Genomic DNA, 17,415 nt, shown 5'->3' with positions numbered 1-17,415 from the left:
TACTGGCCTGTGTTGTTTATTGGCCGTAGACGTTCTGGTAGCGGGCATAGAGGGAGTCGATGGAGCCCTGGTCGATGGGCAGCGGTTCGCCCAGCTGGCGGGAGATGTGGACGGTGCGGGCCACTTCCTCGCACATCACGGCGGCCTTCACCGCGGAGCGGGCGTCCTTGCCGATGGTGAAGGGGCCGTGGTTCTGCATCAGGACCGCCGGTGAATTGGAGTTCTTCAGCGTCTCCACGATCCCGTGGCCGATCGAGTCGTCCCCGATCAGCGCGAATGGGCCCACCGGGATGGAGCCGCCGAACTCATCGCCCATCATGGTCAGCACGCACGGAATGGCCTCCCCCCGGGCAGCCCAGGCAGTGGCGTAGGTGGAGTGGGTGTGCACCACGCCCCCCACCTCCGGCATGTGCCGGTACACGTAGGCGTGCGCTGCGGTGTCCGACGACGGCGACAGCGGCGGGTTGCCCCAGTCCACGGTCCCGCCGCCACCGACGTTGGTGCCCCTGACGGGCATGCCGTGCAGGTCCGTCACGATCATCTGTTCCGGGGTCAGGTCCTGGTAGGCGACCCCGGAGGGCTTGATAACCATGAGGTCGGTGCCCGGCACCCGGGCGGAAACGTTGCCTGCGGTCCACACCACCAGTTCGTAGCGGGTCAGCTCGGCATGCAGCGCACACACTTCCTCACGGACCCGGGCGATGGTTTCCAGGATCCCGGTGTCGGTGCTCATGCGGAGACCCCCACGGCAGGTTCGGCGGCGGAGCCGGGCAGGCTGGCCCGGGCGGCTTTGCGCTGGATGGCCTTGAGCCGGTGCATCACGTCATTGCCGCCGCGGCCAAAGTAGTCGTGCAGTGCCCTGTATTCCTGGAACAGTTCCTCGTACGCGGCAACGTTTTCCGGGATCGGCGTGTAGACCTCGCCGGGTTCGGCGCCCATGGCGGCGGCGGCTTCCCGGATGTCCGCGTATTCACCCGCGGCCACGGCGGCGTGGATGGCCGATCCCAGGGCCGGGCCCTGCTCCGAGCCGATAGTGGACAGCTGCAGGCCGGTGGCGTCCGCGTAGATCTGCATCAGCAGCCTGTTCTTGAGCAGGCCGCCCGCGACGATGAATTCCCTGACCGGAACCCCGGCGTCGCGGAAGGCGTCCACGATGGTGCGGGTTCCGAAGGCCGTGGCTTCCAGCAGGGCACGGTAGGTGTCCTCGGGCCGGGTGGCAAGGGTCTGGCCCACCACGATGCCGGACAGCTCGTGGTCCACCAGGACCGAGCGGTTGCCCGAGTGCCAGTCGAGCGCGATCAGGCCGTGCTCCCCGATGGCCTGCCGCGACGCCAGTCCGGTGAGGTACTCGTGGATTCCCAGCCCCGCGTCCCCGGCAGCCTCATGGTATTCGGGGGGGACGCCGTACTTGGTGAACCAGCCGAAGATGTCCCCCACACCGGACTGACCGGCCTCGTAGCCCCACAGGCCGGGCACGATGCCGCCGTCCACTGCCCCGCACATTCCCGGCACTTCACGCAGTTCGCTGCCGTTCATCACATGGCAGGTGGAGGTGCCCATGATGGCCACCAGCTGGCCGGATTCCACGGCCTTGGCAGCAGGGGCAGTGACGTGGGCGTCAACGTTTCCCACGGCCACGGCGATGCCCTCCGGCAGCCCGGTCCAGGCTGCAGCCTCCGCCGTCAGGGTCCCTGCGGCGTCCCCCAGCCGCCCGATCGTGTGCTCCAGCTTGGAACTGACAAAGTCCTTGAAGTCCGGATTCAGGGCGGCCAGGAAATCCTCCGAGGGGTACCGCCCGTCCTGGTAGATGCCCTTGTAGCCGGCGGTGCAGGCGTTGCGGACGTAGCGGCCGCACAGCTGCCAGACGATCCAGTCGGCCGCCTCCACCCAGTGGTCCATTTCGGCGTAGGCCTCCGGGTCCTCTTCCAGCAGCTGCAGGCCTTTGGCGAATTCCCACTCGGACGAGATCAGGCCGCCGTAGCGGGGAAGCCAGTCTTCGCCGCGTTCGGCCGCCAGCCGGTTGATCCGGTCGGCCTGCCCCTGGGCGGCGTGGTGGCGCCAGAGCTTCACGTAGGCATGCGGGCGGTTGGCATAGCCCGGCAATTCGTTCAGCGGCGTGCCATCGGCCTTCACGGGCACCATGGTGCAGGCGGTGAAGTCGGTGGCAATGCCGACGACGGCGGCCGGGTCGATCCCCGCGTCAGCCACCGCGGCAGGAACGGCGGTGCGCAGGACGTCCCGGTAGTCGTTGGGCACCTGAAGCGCCCATTCGCCGGGAAGCCGCGTGCCGTCGTCGCCCGCCACGTCACCGGGCAGGGAGCCGGTCACCACCGCATGGGGATATTCATGGACGGCGCTCCCAAGCTCCTTGCCGTCGCGGACCCGCACCACCACGGCGCGGCCGGACAGGGTCCCGAAGTCCACGCCGACCACGCAGTGGTCGTGGCGGGGGTCGGAGCTGGAAGTGAACAGCGCATCTGGCATGGGGTTGCCTCCATCCGGGAGGCAAGCGGCCTCATTACCGGTTTTGTAGGGTCAGGGTCGAGCTAAGTGCTGCAGCAAGTGTGAACGCTAACAAAGAAGAAGTCAATGACATCGAAAGATTTCGGAGTTTCCGGGAGCAGGCTCTTGTTAGCGTTCACAAATCAGTCTATATTGAACCGACACATCAACCATGTGGCCAGGACCGGGAGCACCGTTGCTTCCCGGCCCAACAACACTTCGCGGCAATGCTGCCGCGGAAGGAGATTATGGTGAGAATCAGAAAACTCATGGGCGCGGTGGCCCTTGTCCTCGCCCTGACCGTGGGAGCCACCGGTTGCGGCTCCCGTGGCGGAACCAGCGAATCCAGCGGCGCAGCGAAGCCCAGCGACTCGCTGGTTGGCATCTCGATGCCAACCCAGACATCTGAACGGTGGATCGCCGACGGCGCAAATGTTGAGAAGTCCCTGAAAGACCTCGGCTACAAGACGGACCTCCAGTTCGCCAACGACGACATCCCCACGCAGGTCTCGCAGATCGAAAACATGCTGACCAAGGGCGCCAAGGCCCTGATCATCGCTGCCATCGACGGCACCACCCTGACCGACGTCCTGGCCAAGGCCAAGGAGCAGAACGTCAAGGTCATCGCCTACGACCGCCTTATCAACGGCACTCCGAACGTGGACTACTACACCACGTTCGACAACTACACCGTGGGCGTCCAGCAGGCCACCTCGCTGCTGACCGGCCTGGGCCTGGTCGACGCGAGCGGCAAGAAGGTGGACGGCAAGGGCCCCTTCAACATCGAACTTTTCGCCGGAAGCCCGGACGACAACAACGCCAACTTCTTCTGGACCGGCGCCATGGACACCCTCAAGCCCTACATGGATGCCGGCACCCTGAAGGTCCCCAGCGGCCAGACCAAGTTTGAGCAGGCCGCCATCCTTCGCTGGCAGGCACCCGTGGCGCAGAAGCGCATGGAGGACATCATCACCTCCGCCTACAGCTCGGGCACCAAGCTGAACGGCGTCCTTTCCCCGTACGACGGCCTGTCCATCGGCATCATCTCCGCCCTCACCAGCACCGGCGGCTACGCCAAGGGAAGCCTTCCGGTGGTCACCGGCCAGGACGCCGAAAAGGGCTCCGTGAAGTCCATCGTCGCGGGCGAGCAGTACTCCACCATCTTTAAGGACACCCGCCAGCTCGGCGCACAGGCCGTCAAGATGGTCGACGCCGTCCTCAAGGGCCAGGAACCTGAAACCAACGACACCAAGACCTACAACAACAAGGTCAAGGTTGTTCCGGCCTTCCTGCTGAAGTCCGTGATCATCACCAAGGACAACTACAAGAAGGAACTGATCGACTCGGGTTACTACACCGACGCCGACGTCAAGTAGTCAGCGTCCGGGGGCTGTGGCCGGACCTCCATCCGGCCGCAGCCCCGCCCGCAACCTCCTGCAGCAGCAGGACGGCCAAGCTTCGACCAGTCAGTGGGAATTGACGATGAACACACCCATTCTTCAAATGCGAGGAATCACCAAGACCTTCCCCGGCGTGAAAGCGCTGCAGGACGTCACCCTCGATGTGAACCGTGGAGAGGTCCACGCCATCTGCGGCGAAAACGGCGCCGGCAAATCAACGCTCATGAAAGTGTTGTCCGGCGTCTATCCACACAACACCTTCGAAGGGGAAATCCTCTTCGAAAACGAACCCTGCAACTTCTCCAGCATCTCGGACAGCGAGAAGCGGGGCATCGTGATCATCCACCAGGAACTGGCGCTGAGCCCGTACCTCTCCATCGCGGAGAACATCTACCTTGGCAATGAACAAGCCACCAACGGATGGGTGGACTGGCGCAAGACCAACCTGGAGGCAGCAAAGCTGCTGGCCCGCGTGGGCCTCGACGAAAACCCCGTCACCCCCGTCCAGCACATCAGCGTGGGCAAGCAGCAACTCGTGGAGATCGCCAAGGCGCTGTCCAAGGAAGTGAAGCTGCTCATCCTGGACGAGCCCACGGCCGCCCTCAACGACGAGGATTCCGGCCACCTGCTGGACCTGATCCTCCATCTGAAGGGCCAGGGGGTCACCAGCATCATCATCAGCCACAAACTCAATGAAATCCGGAAGGTGGCCGACGCCGTCACCATCATCCGGGACGGCAAAACCATTGAGACCCTCCGGCTCGATGAAGGCCAGATCACCCAGGAACGCATCATCCGCGGCATGGTGGGCCGCGACCTGGAGAGCCTGTACCCGGACCGCGAGCCGAACATCGGTGAGGAAGTCCTCCGGATCGAGGACTGGTCCGTCCGGCATCCCCAGGACCACAGCCGCATGGTGGTCCGCAACGCCAACCTGCATGTCAGGAAGGGCGAGGTGGTGGGACTTGCCGGGCTGATGGGCGCCGGGCGCACCGAACTCGCCATGAGCGTCTTCGGCCGAACCTACGGCACCGCAATGTCCGGCAAGGTCTATAAGTACGGCGAGGAAATCAACACCTCCACCGTCTCCGACGCCATCCGCCACGGCATCGCCTACGCCACCGAGGACCGCAAGCACTACGGCCTGAACCTCATCGAGGACATCAAGCGCAACATCTCCCTGGCAGCGCTGCGCAAGCTCGCCAAACGCGGCTTCGTGGACAAGAACCAGGAGACCGTGGTGGCCAACGGCTACCGGAAGAGCATGAACATCAAAGCGCCCTCGGTGGCCGCCATCACCGGCAAGCTCTCCGGCGGCAACCAGCAGAAGGTGGTGCTGAGCAAATGGATGTTCTCCGACCCGGACGTGCTCATCCTCGATGAACCCACCCGCGGGATCGACGTCGGGGCAAAATTCGAGATCTACACGATCATCGCCAAACTGGCGGCCGAAGGAAAAGCCGTGATCGTCATTTCCTCGGAACTTCCCGAACTCCTGGGCATCTGCGACCGCATCTACACCCTCGCCGCCGGCCACATCACCGGCGAAGTCCCCATCGCCGAGGCCACCCAGGAAACCCTGATGCACTACATGACCAAAGAGAAGGAATAGCGAAATGTCCGCCTTACGAGAATCGCTCGGATTCCTCACCAGCCGCCTCCGCCAGGTTGGCATCTTCGTTGCCCTGATCCTGATCGTCCTGCTGTTCCAGGGGCTGACCGGCGGGATCCTGCTGGAACCGCAAAACGTCACCAACCTGGTGGTCCAGAACAGCTACATCCTCATCCTGGCCATCGGCATGGTGATGGTGATCATCGCCGGGCACATTGATCTTTCCGTCGGATCCGTTGCCGGGTTCATCGGTGCGGTGGCCGGCGTCATGATCGTGCACTGGGGCTGGCCGTGGTGGGCCGCAATCCCTGCCTGCCTGGTGGTGGGTGCCCTTGTGGGCGCCTGGCAGGGCTACTGGATCGCCTATGTGGGGATCCCGGCCTTCATCGTCACGCTGGCGGGCATGCTGATCTTCCGCGGACTCACGCTCATCACCCTCAAGAACCAGCAGATCACCCCCTTCCCCGCCGAACTGCGGGCCCTGGGCGGCGGTTTCCTTCCGGACATCTCCGGCGGCACCTCCGTCCTGGAATGGCTCACCGTCATCCTGGGTGTCGGCGCTACGGTGGCACTGCTGATCCAGGCCCTCAAAGAGCGCAGGATCCGCAGGAAGTTCGATCTCGAAAGCGAACCCCTGGTCTGGTTCGTCATCAAAACCGCCTTCACGGCGCTGCTCATGCTCATCATCACCTTCCTGCTGGCCTCCTACCGCGGCACCCCGATCGTCCTGGTGGTCCTGGCCGTCCTGGTGATCGCCTACACCGCCCTGATGAGCAACAGTGTCTTCGGGCGGCACACGTACGCCATCGGCGGCAACCTCCATGCAGCTGAACTGTCAGGCATCAAGACCAAGGCCGTCACGTTCCGGCTCTTCGTGAACATGGGCGTGCTCGCCGCACTGGCAGGCCTGGTCTTCACTGCGCGGCTCAACTCGGCACAGCCCGCCGGTGGAACAGGCTTCGAACTGGACTCCATCGCCGCGGCCTTCATCGGTGGCGCCGCCGTTACCGGTGGCATCGGAACAGTCGCGGGAGCCATGATCGGTGGCCTGATCATGGGCGTGCTCAACAACGGCATGTCCATCCTGGGCCTGGGCACCGATTACCAGCAGCTCATCAAGGGCCTGGTACTCCTTGTCGCCGTCGGCTTCGACATCTTCAACAAGAACCGCAGCGGCGGCGGTGGTGACCTCGGCAAGCGGTTCAAGCTGAAGACTACGCCCCCGCCCGCCGAGGAAAAGCCGACGCCGGCGGCCAGCGAAACCGTGGGCGTCAAGTAGCGGCTACCGCGGCCGCGGCGCTGCTTCGTGCAGACCCGGGCCTTGGACGACGCGTCCGGGGCCCGGGTCTTTGCGGCTCAGGGCGCTGCCGCGAGCCCGGTAGCAACATCTGCCGGCGAGCGCCGGCGGCGGCTGAGGAGGATGAAGGGTGCCGCCAGCAGCTGCACCGCGCCGCCCAATGCGAGCGATGCCGGGTAGCCGTAGAGGTCTGCGGCCCTGCCGAGCGCCGGCTGCACCACCACTCCCCCACTGGACCCCATGAGCGAGGCGAAGCTCAGGACGGTTGCCCGCTGTTTCGAGCCGATCATGTCGTTCAGGTAGGCCTGGCGCACGGGGGTTCCGGCGGAGGCCACCACGGCCCAGAGTGCCAGGAGCACCAGTGCCAGCCAGAAGATGCTGGTGGCCAGGAGCACCACCAGGACCACCGAGCTGGTGATGGTAGAAATGATCAGAACGGTGGTGCGCCGGCGGACCAGTTTCCGGACCAGCGGAGCCAGCCAGCCGCCCAGGATGTCCGCGCCGGCAACAATGGCCGCTGCCAGGCCTGCGATGGCGTAGGCCCTGGGATCTCCGAAGAGCTGCAGCAGGTAAGGCTGGAGGGCATAGAAGACATAGAATCCCACGCCCTCGGTGAACGGCGCAGCCAGCATCATGTACCTCACCGGCGGGTTCCGCAGGCCGCCGTCCAGCGAGGCGCGCAGGACAGCCCGCGTGGCCTGCACCGGGTGGGCCGAACGCTCCGGGGTGAAGCCGACGTCGTGCATGAGCAGGAAGGCCACCGCGAACATTGCCACCAGCACCGCGACGCGCAGCAGGAACGGCACGCCCAGGTTCGTTGCCTGCGCGATGACGCCGCCGGCCACTGACCCTGCCAGCATGGCGATCCCGGAAACCATCTGGCCGCGGCCCAGGACCGCTTCCAGGCCGCCGTCGTAACCGGAGAAGTGCAGGGCGTCCACCAGCCAGGCTTCCACTGCCCCCGAAAAGAAGGTGAAGCCAAGCCCCAGCAGCGCCGACACCCCGGCCCACCACCAGAACGGTGCGGACAACTGCCACAGCAGGTAATAGAGGTAGGTGGATCCTGCCAGGGTTACGGTGCCCAGCAGGAAGGAGGTCCGGCGCCCCCAGCTGTCCGCGACTACCCCGGTGGGCACTTCGAAAAGCACCATCCCGGCAGTGAAGAAGGCGTTTGCTGCGAAGGCCTCCAGGTTGGTCAGCCCGGCGTCGAGCAGGAACAGCGTATTGATGCCCCAAATGAACGACGCCGCAAGGGTGTTGCCCAACGTCAGCGTCAGGTATACGGTCTGGATCTTTCGTGCTGCGGCGTTCACCGGCGGCCGTTCCCTGTATCTGTTCCTGCCATGGCGGGCTCAGGATGGGCTGTAATTGGGGGGTACGGGGTCATGGCGCAGGTACTGGCGGCGGAAGCGCCCGGTGCCGGCGGTCAGCGCCCGCAGTTCCACCGCATACCGCAGGAGTTCCTGGTCCGGGACTTCGGCGCTGATCTCCGTGAGGCCCTCACCGGAAGAGGTGGTGCCGGTGAGGCGTCCCCGCCGGCCGGACAAATCACTCATCACTGTGCCCACATGTTCATCGGCGACCGTGATGGAGACGGATGACACCGGCTCCAGCAGCTGGATCCTTCCTGCTGCCGCGGCCTCCCGGAGCGCCAGCGCCCCGGCCGCCTGGAACGCCGCATCCGACGAATCCACGCTGTGGGCCTTGCCGCCCACCAGGGTAACCCGCAGGTCAACTACGGGAAAGCCCGCGGCGACGCCCTTGTCCATTTGGGCCCGGACGCCCTTCTCAATGGACGGGATGAACGTTCCCGGGATCACGCCGCCCACCGTCTTGTCCACGAACTCGAACCCCGCGCCGCGCTCCAGCGGTTCCACCTCGATGTCGCACACGGCGTACTGGCCGTGTCCGCCGGACTGCTTGACATGGCGGCCGTGGCCGGAGGCGGCGGTGGCAAAGGTTTCCCGCAGCGGCGTCACCACGTCCACGGTGTGCAGTTTCACTCCCTGTTCGCGCAGCCTGTCCAGGACCACCTCCGCGTGCGCTTCGCCCATGCACCAGAGCACCAGCTGATGCGTTTCGGCGTTCCGGTCCACCCGCAAGGTGGGGTCACCCGCCGCTATCCGGCCCAGGCTGCGGGCCAGCGCGTCCTCGTCGCTGCGGGAATCGGCTTCCACGGCAACCGGCAGCAGCGGCTCAGGCATTTCCCACGTGGCGAGCAGCAGCGGGCTTTCCCGGGCGGAAATGGTGTCGCCGGTTTCAGCGCTGCCCAGCTTCGCCAGGGCACACATGTCCCCCGCCACGCAAAAGGGGACGGGGCGAAGGGTGGCACCCAGCGGTGAGTAGATATGGGTCACCCGTTCATCGGTGTCATGGTCCTGGTGACCCCGGTCGGCCAGGCCGTGGCCGCCCACGTGGACCGGCGAGTCTTCCCGGAGTGTGCCGCTGAACACCCGCACCAGGCAGATGCGGCCCAGGAAGGGATCGTTGGAGGTGCGCACCACCTCGGCGGCGAGGGGGCCGGACGGATCGCAGGACAGGATTCCGGCCGGTTCCCCCGCGAGGTCGGTGGTGTCCGGCAGGCTGCGCTCCCCTGGCGGCGGAAAGGCGCGGACCAGCAGGTCCAGCAGTTCGGCGGTCCCCAGCCCGGTGACGGCGGACGTGGGCAGCACGGGAAAGAACGAGCCACGTGCGACGGCGGTTTCCAGGTCTGCTGCGAGCACTCCGGTGTCGATGTCCTCGCCTTCCAGGTAGCGGTCCATCAGCGTTTCGTCTTCGCTTTCGGCGATGATGCCCTCGATGAGTGCGCCCCGGGCAGGCCCGGCAGCCGCGAGTTCATCCGGCGTGGCGGCCCGGACTTCAGGGGTTGCCTCGCCGGAGGAGTAGTCCGTTACCTCCCGGGACAGCAGGCCCAGGAGGGACAGCGGCCCGGCGGCCTCCTCTGCTGAGGGCAATGGGACACACAGCGGCAGCACGCCCTCGCCGAACGCTTTGCGGCAGGCGGCCAGGGCGCCGTCGTAATCTGCCCGCGGGTGGTCCAGCCGGGTGATCACGACGGCGCGTGGCAGCAGCATGTGCGCGCACTCGCCCCACAGGGCGGTGGTGGTGGCGTCGATTCCGTCCACGGCCGACACTATGAAGAGGGCAGCATCGGAGGCGCGCAGCCCCGCCCGCAGCTCACCAATGAAGTCGGGGTAGCCCGGTGTATCCAGGAGGTTCACTTTTGTCTCGTCCACCATCAGGGGCACCAGGGACAGGGTGACGGAGCGCTGCTGGTGAACCGCGGCGGGGTCCGAGTCGCTGACCGTGGATCCGTCGGCGATGGAGCCTTTGCGCGTGATCATGCCGTTGGCTGCCAGCAGCGCCTCGATCAGCATTGTTTTCCCGGCGCCCGAGTGACCCACCAGGGCCACGTTCCGGATCCGCGCCGGGTCCTGGGCCGCGATGCCGGTGGCTTGGTCGGCGCGCTTTGACTCAGGCCCGTTCCTGCCGCCTCCCGCCCGCGCTGACTCCTTGGTGCTCTTCACCGACATTGGAACCTCCTGGCATCATCGCCGACCCGACCTGACGTGTCCCTCTGATTCGACACCTTGGACGGCAGGACGGCAAGAGCACAGGCTATTTGCTGCGGGCTTTGCGGGTGGCGGCGTCGTTGGCCTTCTGGATGGCCTTGACCAATTCACCCTTGTCCATCTTCGAGCGGCCTTTGACGTCCAGTTCCCTGGCCAGTTTGTAGAGGTGGTCCTTGGACGCATTGGCGTTGACTCCGCCCGCGGTGGGTTCGGAGGAGCGGATGCCCTGTTCTGCGCGCTTGTCCGACGGGCCCCTTTTTTCCTTGGGCTCCCAGTGGTCGCCCACCTTCTCGTAGCTGTGCTTCAGGGATGCGTATGCTGCGCGGGCCGCCCGCTGCTCATCCTGGTCGTACGACTCAAGGGCGGAATCATAGGTCTTGGCGAATGTGTCCTGCGCCTTTTGCTCAGAACGCTGCAGGGTGGAAGGAAGTTCTTCCTTGCGGGCATGATCGTTCTTGCCGGTCTTGGGCATGGCACCCATCCTCCTTTAGTCAGCACGCTGATTATGTGGATGGATCCAGCTTAAACCCGGAGGTTGAATGGAGCCCCCTGTCGGATTCGAACCGACGACCCCCGCTTTACAAGAGCGGTGCTCTGGCCAACTGAGCTAAGGAGGCGCGCCCCTGCGGGCGTGCACCGTGAAGGCGCTAGATAAGGTTAGCCCAACTCCCGCCGGGCGTAAAAACGCCGGACTACCGGCGGTGAATGCGCCAGGGGCCTGCCCCGGAAACGGTCCGGAGCGGGCCCCTGCCCTGGCTGGGAATCCTTAGCCCTTGGCGGCGATGGCTGCCTGCAGGAAGTCCGGGAACGGCGTCTGCGCGCTGTCGCCCTTGCCCCACTGCTTGCCGTCCACGAACACGGTGGGCGTACCGGTGACGCCGATGGCCGCGGCCTCCTTCGTGGTGAACTTCACGAACGGGCGGTAGGTCTTGTCATCGACGCAGGAACCGATGTTGACGCCCATGTCGGACGCCATCTTCTTCAAATCACTGTCGGAAAGGCCTGCGCTGCCTTCCGCCGGCTGCTTGGCGAACAATGCGTTGACGAAATCGGAGTACTTCTCCGGGGATTCGTTGACCACGCACGCTGCTGCGTTGGCGGCCCGGGATGAGTAGTTGGTGGTGGACCGGCTGTCCAGGAATCCGAGGGCCCGGTACTCAACGGTGATCTTGCCTTCGTTGCGCAGCGACGTGAGCTGGTCGTTGTACTGGGTCTCGAAGTTCTTGCAGATGGGGCAGATGAAGTCGATGTAGAGGACCACCTTGACCGGCTTGCCCGCCTCCGCTTCGGCGCCGGGAGCCACTACCTCGGCGGGCGCCGTCTTCGGCGCGTCCCCCAGGGAGGCGGCGTCAACCGTGGCCGGTTCCGACTTGGCCACATCCGTATTGGCCAGCAAAGTGACGCCGCCATGCACGTTGGCGTTGGCAGGCGTGGGGCCCTGGTCCGCTATGGGGGCGTTCTGCTTGAGGCTGTTCGTCACCACCAGCGCCACCACCACCAGGATGGCCACCACTGCCGCCACGATGCCCCAGCCGATCAGCAGCTTGTTGCGCTTGTCCTTCTTCAGCTGCTCTTCCCTGATCAGGCGCGCCTTTTCCCGCGCCTCCGCGGTTCGCTCAGCCTTGGACTTACGTACTTCGTTTGCGGGGCTCATGAGTTCCTTGGGTCGGTCGACGTAGGGGGACCACTTCGTGGCACTCCAACATTTTAGGGGAGAAAGCTGAGCGCTTGCGGTTTCAACCATTCCACCGGCTTGACCAACGGACGAATAGCCCCGATGATTCCGTCCGGCTAGGGTGGCTAAGAGGCACAAGCAACCCCAGGGGGCAGCAATGCAAACACCCGTCCAGGAAAAACCCGCCGGCAAAGCAACGGCCGGCAGCTCCGGTCCCAGCCATGCCGGCCATACGAAGTACGACTTCATGGTGGTCTCCAACAGGCTGCCTGTTGACCGGGTCGCGGCAGGGGATGCCGGTGATGACGAGTCTGGCTGGCGCCGCTCCCCCGGGGGACTGGTGACCGCCCTGGCCCCCATGATGACCAAGACAGACGGCGCCTGGGTCGGATGGCACGGCGCGCCGGACGAGACTGTCAAACCCTTCAGCCACGGCGGCATGGACCTCGTCCCGGTCCAGCTCAGCAACGACGACGTGGAGCTGTACTACGAGGGGTTTTCCAACGCCACCCTCTGGCCGCTCTACCATGACGTCATTGCCCCGCCGGAGTTCCACCGCACCTGGTGGGACGCCTACCGAAGGGTCAACCGCAGGTTCGCCGACGCCGTCGTACAGCATGCGGACCAAGGCGCCACCGTGTGGGTGCAGGATTACCAGCTCCAACTGGTGCCCCGCATGCTGCGCGAGGCGCGGCCGGACCTGCGCATCGGATTCTTCAACCACATCCCGTTTCCTCCGCCGGAGATCTTTGCCCAGCTGCCGTGGCGCCAGGCCATCATCGACGGACTCCTCGGCGCAGACCTGGTGGGTTTCCAGCGGCCCAGCGATGCCGGAAACTTCATGCGCTCCGCTCGCCGTTTCCTCGGTGCCAGCGTTAAGCAGCAGCAGGTCCACGTAAAGGGCCAGGACGGGCAGGTCACACACATTGCCCGGGCACAGGCCTTCCCCATCTCCATCGACGTCAAGCACATCAGCGAGCTAGCCGCCAGGCCGGACATCATTGAGCGCGCCCGCCAGATCCGCCAGGATCTGGGGAACCCGAAGACCATCCTGCTCGGCGTCGACCGACTGGATTACACCAAGGGCATCAGGCACCGGCTTAAAGCCTTCGAGGAGCTCCTGGCAGACGGCAAGCTCTCGGTTGGAGACGCCACCCTGATCCAGGTGGCCAGCCCCAGCCGCGAGCGCGTCGAGCAGTACCGGCTCCTGCGTGAGGAGGTGGAGGGCACGGTGGGCCACATCAACGGCACCTACGACACCATCGAGAACACCGCCGTCCGCTACCTGCACCACAGCTACCCCGTGGAGGAGATGGTGGCGCTGTACCTTGCCGCCGACGTCATGCTGGTCACGGCCCTTCGGGACGGCATGAACCTGGTCGCCAAGGAATACGTCACGGCGCGCACCAACAACGACGGCGCGCTGGTCCTCAGTGAGTTCGCCGGCGCAGCCGACCAGCTCAAGCAGGCACTGCTGATGAACCCGCACGACATCGACGGCCTCAAGAGCGCCATCATGCGTGCCGTGGAGATGCAGCCGCGGGAGTCCGGCCGCAGGATGCGGGCCATGCGGAAGCAAATCCTCGAACACGACGTGGACCACTGGTCCGCCGACTTCCTGAACGCACTGAACGAGAAGGTGGTCCGCGATGACTCCTGACGGCCACACCAAGGCAGCGCTGGCGCTCACCCCCGAACTGCGGGAAGCGCTGCACCGCATTGCCGGTACGGAGCACCTGCTGGTGGCCATGGACTTTGACGGGACCATCGCCCCCATCGTGGGCCGCGCCCAGGATGCGCGGCCGCTTCCACGCTCAGCCGCGGCGCTCGCGGGGCTCGCCGTGCTTCCACGCACGACGACGGCACTCATCTCCGGGCGCGCCCTCGCCAGCCTGCGCGAGGTGGCGTCCCCGCCCGTGGACACCCTGCTGATTGGCAGCCATGGGGCCGAAGCCTGGCTTGGGCCGGGCTCCACGGAACTGACGCTGGACGACGGCCAGAAGACCCTCCTTGAAGAGGTGCGCGCCGAGTTGGCGGCTATCGTCGCGGAGGCGCCTGGCACGTCCCTGGAATACAAGCCCGCCGGCGTCGTCCTGCACACCCGACTGGCTGCGGATGACGTGGCCGAGGACGCGGTGTCAGCAGCCCGGTCGGTGCTCCAGGAGCGAAAGGGCATCTTCCTCAAGGAGGGCAAGCGCGTCCTGGAGACCTCCGTGGTCAATGCCTCCAAGGGCGAAGGCGTCAGCTTCCTGCGGCAGGCCACCGGGGCCACTGCCGTGCTGTTCGCCGGTGATGACGTGACGGACGAGGACGCTTTCGGCCGGCTTGAACCAGGCGACGTAGGGGTCAAGGTTGGCCTCGATTTCACCCAGGCCCAATACCGGGTGGAGGCGCCTGTCCATATCGCGGAGCTGCTGGAAGCCCTGCTCCAGGAGCGGAGCATCGCCGTCGCCGAGGAAGACCCCCAGGCCGCTTCCGGATAGCCCGCGGCCGGAAGCACATGTGACATCCGTAACATTTGCGGTAAAAGAAGCAACTTCTGGCATACTCTTGGGTGTGATGTGGCGCACAACAACCGTGCGGCGTCACGTGGTGCTCCGCGCAAAGCCGCGGAGCATTTTGTGGGAACACAACTGAATAAACATGAACCATTCACAACGGATCGTCCGGCACGTACCTGCCGGTGAAGGGATTGATAACTGTGGCTACAGTTACTTTTGATAACGCTACGCGTCTGTACCCGGGCACAGATAAGCCCGCCGTCGATAAGCTCAACATCGACATCGCCGATGGCGAATTCCTGGTCCTCGTTGGACCCTCCGGCTGCGGCAAGTCCACCTCCCTGCGCATGCTCGCCGGCCTGGAGGACGTCAACGCAGGCCGCATCCTGATCGGTGACCGTGACGTCACCGATGTTCCGCCGAAGGACCGCGACATCGCGATGGTTTTCCAGAACTACGCGTTGTACCCGCACATGACTGTGGCCGACAACATGGGCTTCGCCCTGAAGATCGCCGGCGTCTCCAAGGAAGAGCGCGCCGAGCGCGTCCGCGAAGCCGCAAAGCTCCTTGACCTTGAGCAGTACCTGGACCGCAAGCCGAAGGCACTCTCCGGCGGCCAGCGCCAGCGTGTTGCCATGGGCCGCGCAATCGTCCGTAACCCCCAGGTCTTCCTCATGGATGAGCCGCTGTCCAACCTGGACGCCAAGCTCCGTGTCCAGACCCGCACCCAGATCGCATCTCTGACCCGCCGCCTGGGCGTCACCACCGTCTACGTCACGCACGACCAGGTCGAGGCCATGACCATGGGCGACCGCGTCGCCGTGCTGAAGGACGGCCTGCTGCAGCAGGTGGACACCCCCCGCAACCTCTACGACCGCCCCAAGAACGTCTTCGTTGCCGGCTTCATCGGCTCCCCCGCCATGAACCTGCTGGAACTTCCCGTCGTCGACGGCGGCGTCCAGTTCGGCGGCACCGTCTACCCCGTGCCGCGCGACGTCCTCGAAGAGGCACACGGCTCCACGGTTACGCTGGGCAGCCGTCCCGAGGACCTGGAAACCGCTCCGCACGGCGAAGGCCTGAAGGTTGAGGTAGATGTCGTTGAAGAGCTCGGCGCCGACGCCTACGTCTACGGCCACACCACGCTGGACGGCAAGGACCACGACATCGTGGCCCGTGTCGATGGCCGCCGCCCCCCGATGAAGGGCGAGGTCATTTACGTCCGTCCGCAGTCCGGCCACGTGCACCTCTTCGACACGAAGACCGGCCTGCGCCTGGGCGACTAAACTCCCCACCGGCACCCTAACGGCGTGGGCCCACCCACGCGCGTAACTGACGGCGGTCCGCACCTTTTCGCAACGGTGCGGGCCGCCGTCGGCCTTTAACCATGGCCGCACAGGATTTACCGTCCCTGCCCTGAGTACGGAAGAATTGAGCCCATGACCGAGGAACACAGCGCCCAGTGGCATGACGAACCCACAGACTATGCCCAGGTGGGTAAGCTCCCGCGGTTCGTGGCCGCCAGCGCCGACGAGAACAAGGCCGCTTCGGTAGCCTCCTCGCTGAGCATCACCGCCGCAGCGGCGGATCCGGAGCTGCTGGACCTGCCCTGGCACATCGCCCTCGAGGAGTGGCCGGCGCAGTACCTGGCCGCACTCCCCCGGGGCATCTCCCGGCACATCGTGCGCTTCGCCCACCTTGGCGGCTCGGTGATTGCCATCAAGGAAACCTCCGAGCATGTGGCCCGGCACGAGTACCACATGCTGCGCAAGCTGGCCCGGCTGGACGTCCCCTGCGTGGAACCCGTGGCCGTGATCACCGGCCGCACCACCCCTGACGGACGCCCGCTGAACCCCGTCCTGGTGACCCGGCACCTGAAATTCTCCATGCCGTACCGCGCACTGTTTTCGCAGATGCTGCGCAAGGACACCCTGACCCGCCTCATCGACGCCCAGGCGCTGCTCATGGTGCGGCTGCACCTGATCGGGTTCTACTGGGGCGACGTCTCGCTGTCCAACACCCTGTTCCGCCGCGACGCCGGCGCGTTTGCCGCCTACCTGGTGGACGCCGAAACCGGTGAGCTCTACCCCGACCTCTCCACCGGCCAGCGCGAATACGACCTTGAGATCGCCAGGGTGAACATCGCCGGCGAGCTGATGGACCTCCTGGATGGCGGTCTCATCGAGGAAAAGGTGGACCCCGTGGCCACCAGTGAGCTGATCATGGACAGCTACCGGCGGCTGTGGGCCGAGCTGACGGAGAAGGAATCCTTTGAGCTGGGCGAACGCTGGCGGGTGAGCGCCCGCATCCGGCGCCTGAACGAACTCGGCTTCGACGTCGAGGAATACGCCATAAAGACCACCCAGAACGGCTCCACCATCCAGCTCCAGCCCAAGGTGGTGGACGCGGGGCACCACCAGCGGCGGCTGCTGCGGCTTACCGGCCTGGACGCCCAGGAGAACCAGGCCCGCCGCCTCCTCAATGACATGGACTCCTTCCGGGCGGACAACAACCCGGACATGGATGAGGAATACAGCGCCCACCTGTGGGTCAGCCAGATCTTCGAACCGATCGTGCGCGCCATTCCCCGGGACCTGTCCGGCAAACTGGAGCACGCCGAAGTGGTCCACGAGGTCCTGGAGCACCGGTGGTACATGTCCGAGAAGCAGGAGCGCCACATTCCGCTGGCGGAAGCTGTCCAGTCCTACATCGACTCGATCCTCCGGCACCGCCGGGACGAGGCCGCGATCATGCTGAACCCTGATACCGAGCTGCTGAAAATCCTTGAGGTGGAGACCGAGGAGTCCCGTTACGGCGAAGACGAATCGGTGGACGAATACCCGGATTCGGACGACTGAG

Annotated in this window: 13 protein-coding genes and 1 tRNA gene; 7 read left to right on the top strand and 7 right to left on the bottom strand. The window is 65.4% G+C overall.

Going from position 1 to position 17,415, the window contains the following annotated elements; all coding sequences use genetic code 11:
- Nucleotides 1–16: 16 nt before the first annotated feature.
- Together LDO14_RS03970 and araB are read right to left on the bottom strand one after the other, a co-directional pair.
- Nucleotides 17–733, bottom strand: a complete 717-nt coding sequence (locus LDO14_RS03970; RefSeq protein ID WP_018772037.1) for an L-ribulose-5-phosphate 4-epimerase — start codon at nt 731–733, stop codon at nt 17–19.
- Nucleotides 730–2,484, bottom strand: coding sequence for a ribulokinase (gene araB / locus LDO14_RS03965; RefSeq protein ID WP_018772038.1), 1,755 nt, complete (start codon nt 2,482–2,484; stop codon nt 730–732). The genes LDO14_RS03970 and araB overlap by 4 nt, the downstream gene beginning before the upstream one ends.
- Nucleotides 2,485–2,729: 245 nt before the next feature.
- On the opposite strand from araB, the gene chvE reads away from it, so the two are divergent.
- The 3 genes from chvE to mmsB all read left to right on the top strand — a co-directional run bounded on the left by chvE (nt 2,730) and on the right by mmsB (nt 6,793).
- The gene (gene chvE / locus LDO14_RS03960; protein WP_043425664.1) at nt 2,730–3,878 is read left to right on the top strand and encodes a multiple monosaccharide ABC transporter substrate-binding protein; all 1,149 of its coding nucleotides are present in this window, start codon (nt 2,730–2,732) and stop codon (nt 3,876–3,878) included.
- Nucleotides 3,879–3,984: 106 nt separating this feature from the next.
- Entirely contained in the window at nt 3,985–5,514 is a 1,530-nt protein-coding gene (mmsA, locus tag LDO14_RS03955; protein ID WP_026266198.1) for a multiple monosaccharide ABC transporter ATP-binding protein, read from the top strand.
- 4 nt (nt 5,515–5,518) lie between these two features.
- Entirely contained in the window at nt 5,519–6,793 is a 1,275-nt protein-coding gene (gene mmsB, locus LDO14_RS03950; protein WP_018772041.1) for a multiple monosaccharide ABC transporter permease, read from the top strand.
- 77 nt (nt 6,794–6,870) lie between these two features.
- On the opposite strand, the gene LDO14_RS03945 is transcribed toward mmsB, so the two are convergent.
- From LDO14_RS03945 to LDO14_RS03925, 5 genes are all read right to left on the bottom strand, one after another.
- A complete protein-coding gene (locus LDO14_RS03945; RefSeq protein ID WP_056391193.1) occupies nt 6,871–8,124 on the bottom strand; it encodes an MFS transporter in 1,254 nt (417 codons plus the stop codon).
- Between the two features lie 39 nt (nt 8,125–8,163).
- Nucleotides 8,164–10,344: an elongation factor G-like protein EF-G2 gene (locus LDO14_RS03940; RefSeq protein ID WP_223993861.1), complete on the bottom strand. Its 2,181-nt coding sequence runs from the start codon at nt 10,342–10,344 to the stop codon at nt 8,164–8,166.
- Nucleotides 10,345–10,429: 85 nt separating this feature from the next.
- Complete coding sequence (locus tag LDO14_RS03935) at nt 10,430–10,855, bottom strand: ChaB family protein (protein WP_134166099.1); 426 nt, start codon at nt 10,853–10,855, stop codon at nt 10,430–10,432.
- A 68-nt stretch (nt 10,856–10,923) separates the two neighbouring features.
- Nucleotides 10,924–11,000 (bottom strand) — tRNA-Thr (locus LDO14_RS03930).
- Between the two features lie 149 nt (nt 11,001–11,149).
- Complete coding sequence (locus tag LDO14_RS03925; protein WP_018772045.1) at nt 11,150–12,037, bottom strand: thioredoxin domain-containing protein; 888 nt, start codon at nt 12,035–12,037, stop codon at nt 11,150–11,152.
- Between the two features lie 178 nt (nt 12,038–12,215).
- Here LDO14_RS03925 and otsA point away from each other — a divergent pair, with 178 nt between their 5' ends.
- The 4 genes from otsA to LDO14_RS03905 all read left to right on the top strand — a co-directional run bounded on the left by otsA (nt 12,216) and on the right by LDO14_RS03905 (nt 17,414).
- Entirely contained in the window at nt 12,216–13,718 is a 1,503-nt protein-coding gene (gene otsA, locus LDO14_RS03920; RefSeq protein ID WP_018772046.1) for an alpha,alpha-trehalose-phosphate synthase (UDP-forming), read from the top strand.
- Nucleotides 13,708–14,541: a trehalose-phosphatase gene (otsB, locus tag LDO14_RS03915; RefSeq protein ID WP_018772047.1), complete on the top strand. Its 834-nt coding sequence runs from the start codon at nt 13,708–13,710 to the stop codon at nt 14,539–14,541. Before otsA ends, otsB begins: the two co-directional genes overlap by 11 nt.
- A 218-nt stretch (nt 14,542–14,759) precedes the next feature.
- Nucleotides 14,760–15,842, top strand: coding sequence for a sn-glycerol-3-phosphate ABC transporter ATP-binding protein UgpC (gene ugpC / locus LDO14_RS03910; protein ID WP_018772048.1), 1,083 nt, complete (start codon nt 14,760–14,762; stop codon nt 15,840–15,842).
- 153 nt (nt 15,843–15,995) lie between these two features.
- On the top strand, nt 15,996–17,414 hold the full coding sequence (locus LDO14_RS03905; protein WP_018772049.1) for a DUF4032 domain-containing protein: 1,419 nt from the start codon (nt 15,996–15,998) through the stop codon (nt 17,412–17,414).
- The last annotated feature ends 1 nt before the right edge of the window (nt 17,415 follow it).

Source organism: Arthrobacter sp. NicSoilB11 (assembly GCF_019977375.1).
GTDB lineage: Bacteria > Actinomycetota > Actinomycetes > Actinomycetales > Micrococcaceae > Arthrobacter.
Note: the sequence above shows the minus strand (reverse complement) of the source record. Positions and strands in the feature narration are given on the sequence as shown.

Excerpts from the sequence above, each read along its gene's own strand:
- LDO14_RS03935 (WP_134166099.1), bottom strand. The coding sequence starts at position 10,855 with ATGCCCAAGACCGGCAAGAACGATCATGCCCGCAAGGAAGAACTTCCT.
- mmsA (WP_026266198.1), top strand. The coding sequence starts at position 3,985 with ATGAACACACCCATTCTTCAAATGCGAGGAATCACCAAGACCTTCCCC.
- LDO14_RS03925 (WP_018772045.1), bottom strand. The coding sequence starts at position 12,037 with ATGAGCCCCGCAAACGAAGTACGTAAGTCCAAGGCTGAGCGAACCGCG.
- LDO14_RS03940 (WP_223993861.1), bottom strand. The coding sequence starts at position 10,344 with ATGTCGGTGAAGAGCACCAAGGAGTCAGCGCGGGCGGGAGGCGGCAGG.
- chvE (WP_043425664.1), top strand. The coding sequence starts at position 2,730 with ATGCTGCCGCGGAAGGAGATTATGGTGAGAATCAGAAAACTCATGGGC.
- araB (WP_018772038.1), bottom strand. The coding sequence starts at position 2,484 with ATGCCAGATGCGCTGTTCACTTCCAGCTCCGACCCCCGCCACGACCAC.
- otsB (WP_018772047.1), top strand. The coding sequence starts at position 13,708 with ATGACTCCTGACGGCCACACCAAGGCAGCGCTGGCGCTCACCCCCGAA.
- otsA (WP_018772046.1), top strand. The coding sequence starts at position 12,216 with ATGCAAACACCCGTCCAGGAAAAACCCGCCGGCAAAGCAACGGCCGGC.
- mmsB (WP_018772041.1), top strand. The coding sequence starts at position 5,519 with ATGTCCGCCTTACGAGAATCGCTCGGATTCCTCACCAGCCGCCTCCGC.
- LDO14_RS03905 (WP_018772049.1), top strand. The coding sequence starts at position 15,996 with ATGACCGAGGAACACAGCGCCCAGTGGCATGACGAACCCACAGACTAT.
- LDO14_RS03970 (WP_018772037.1), bottom strand. The coding sequence starts at position 733 with ATGAGCACCGACACCGGGATCCTGGAAACCATCGCCCGGGTCCGTGAG.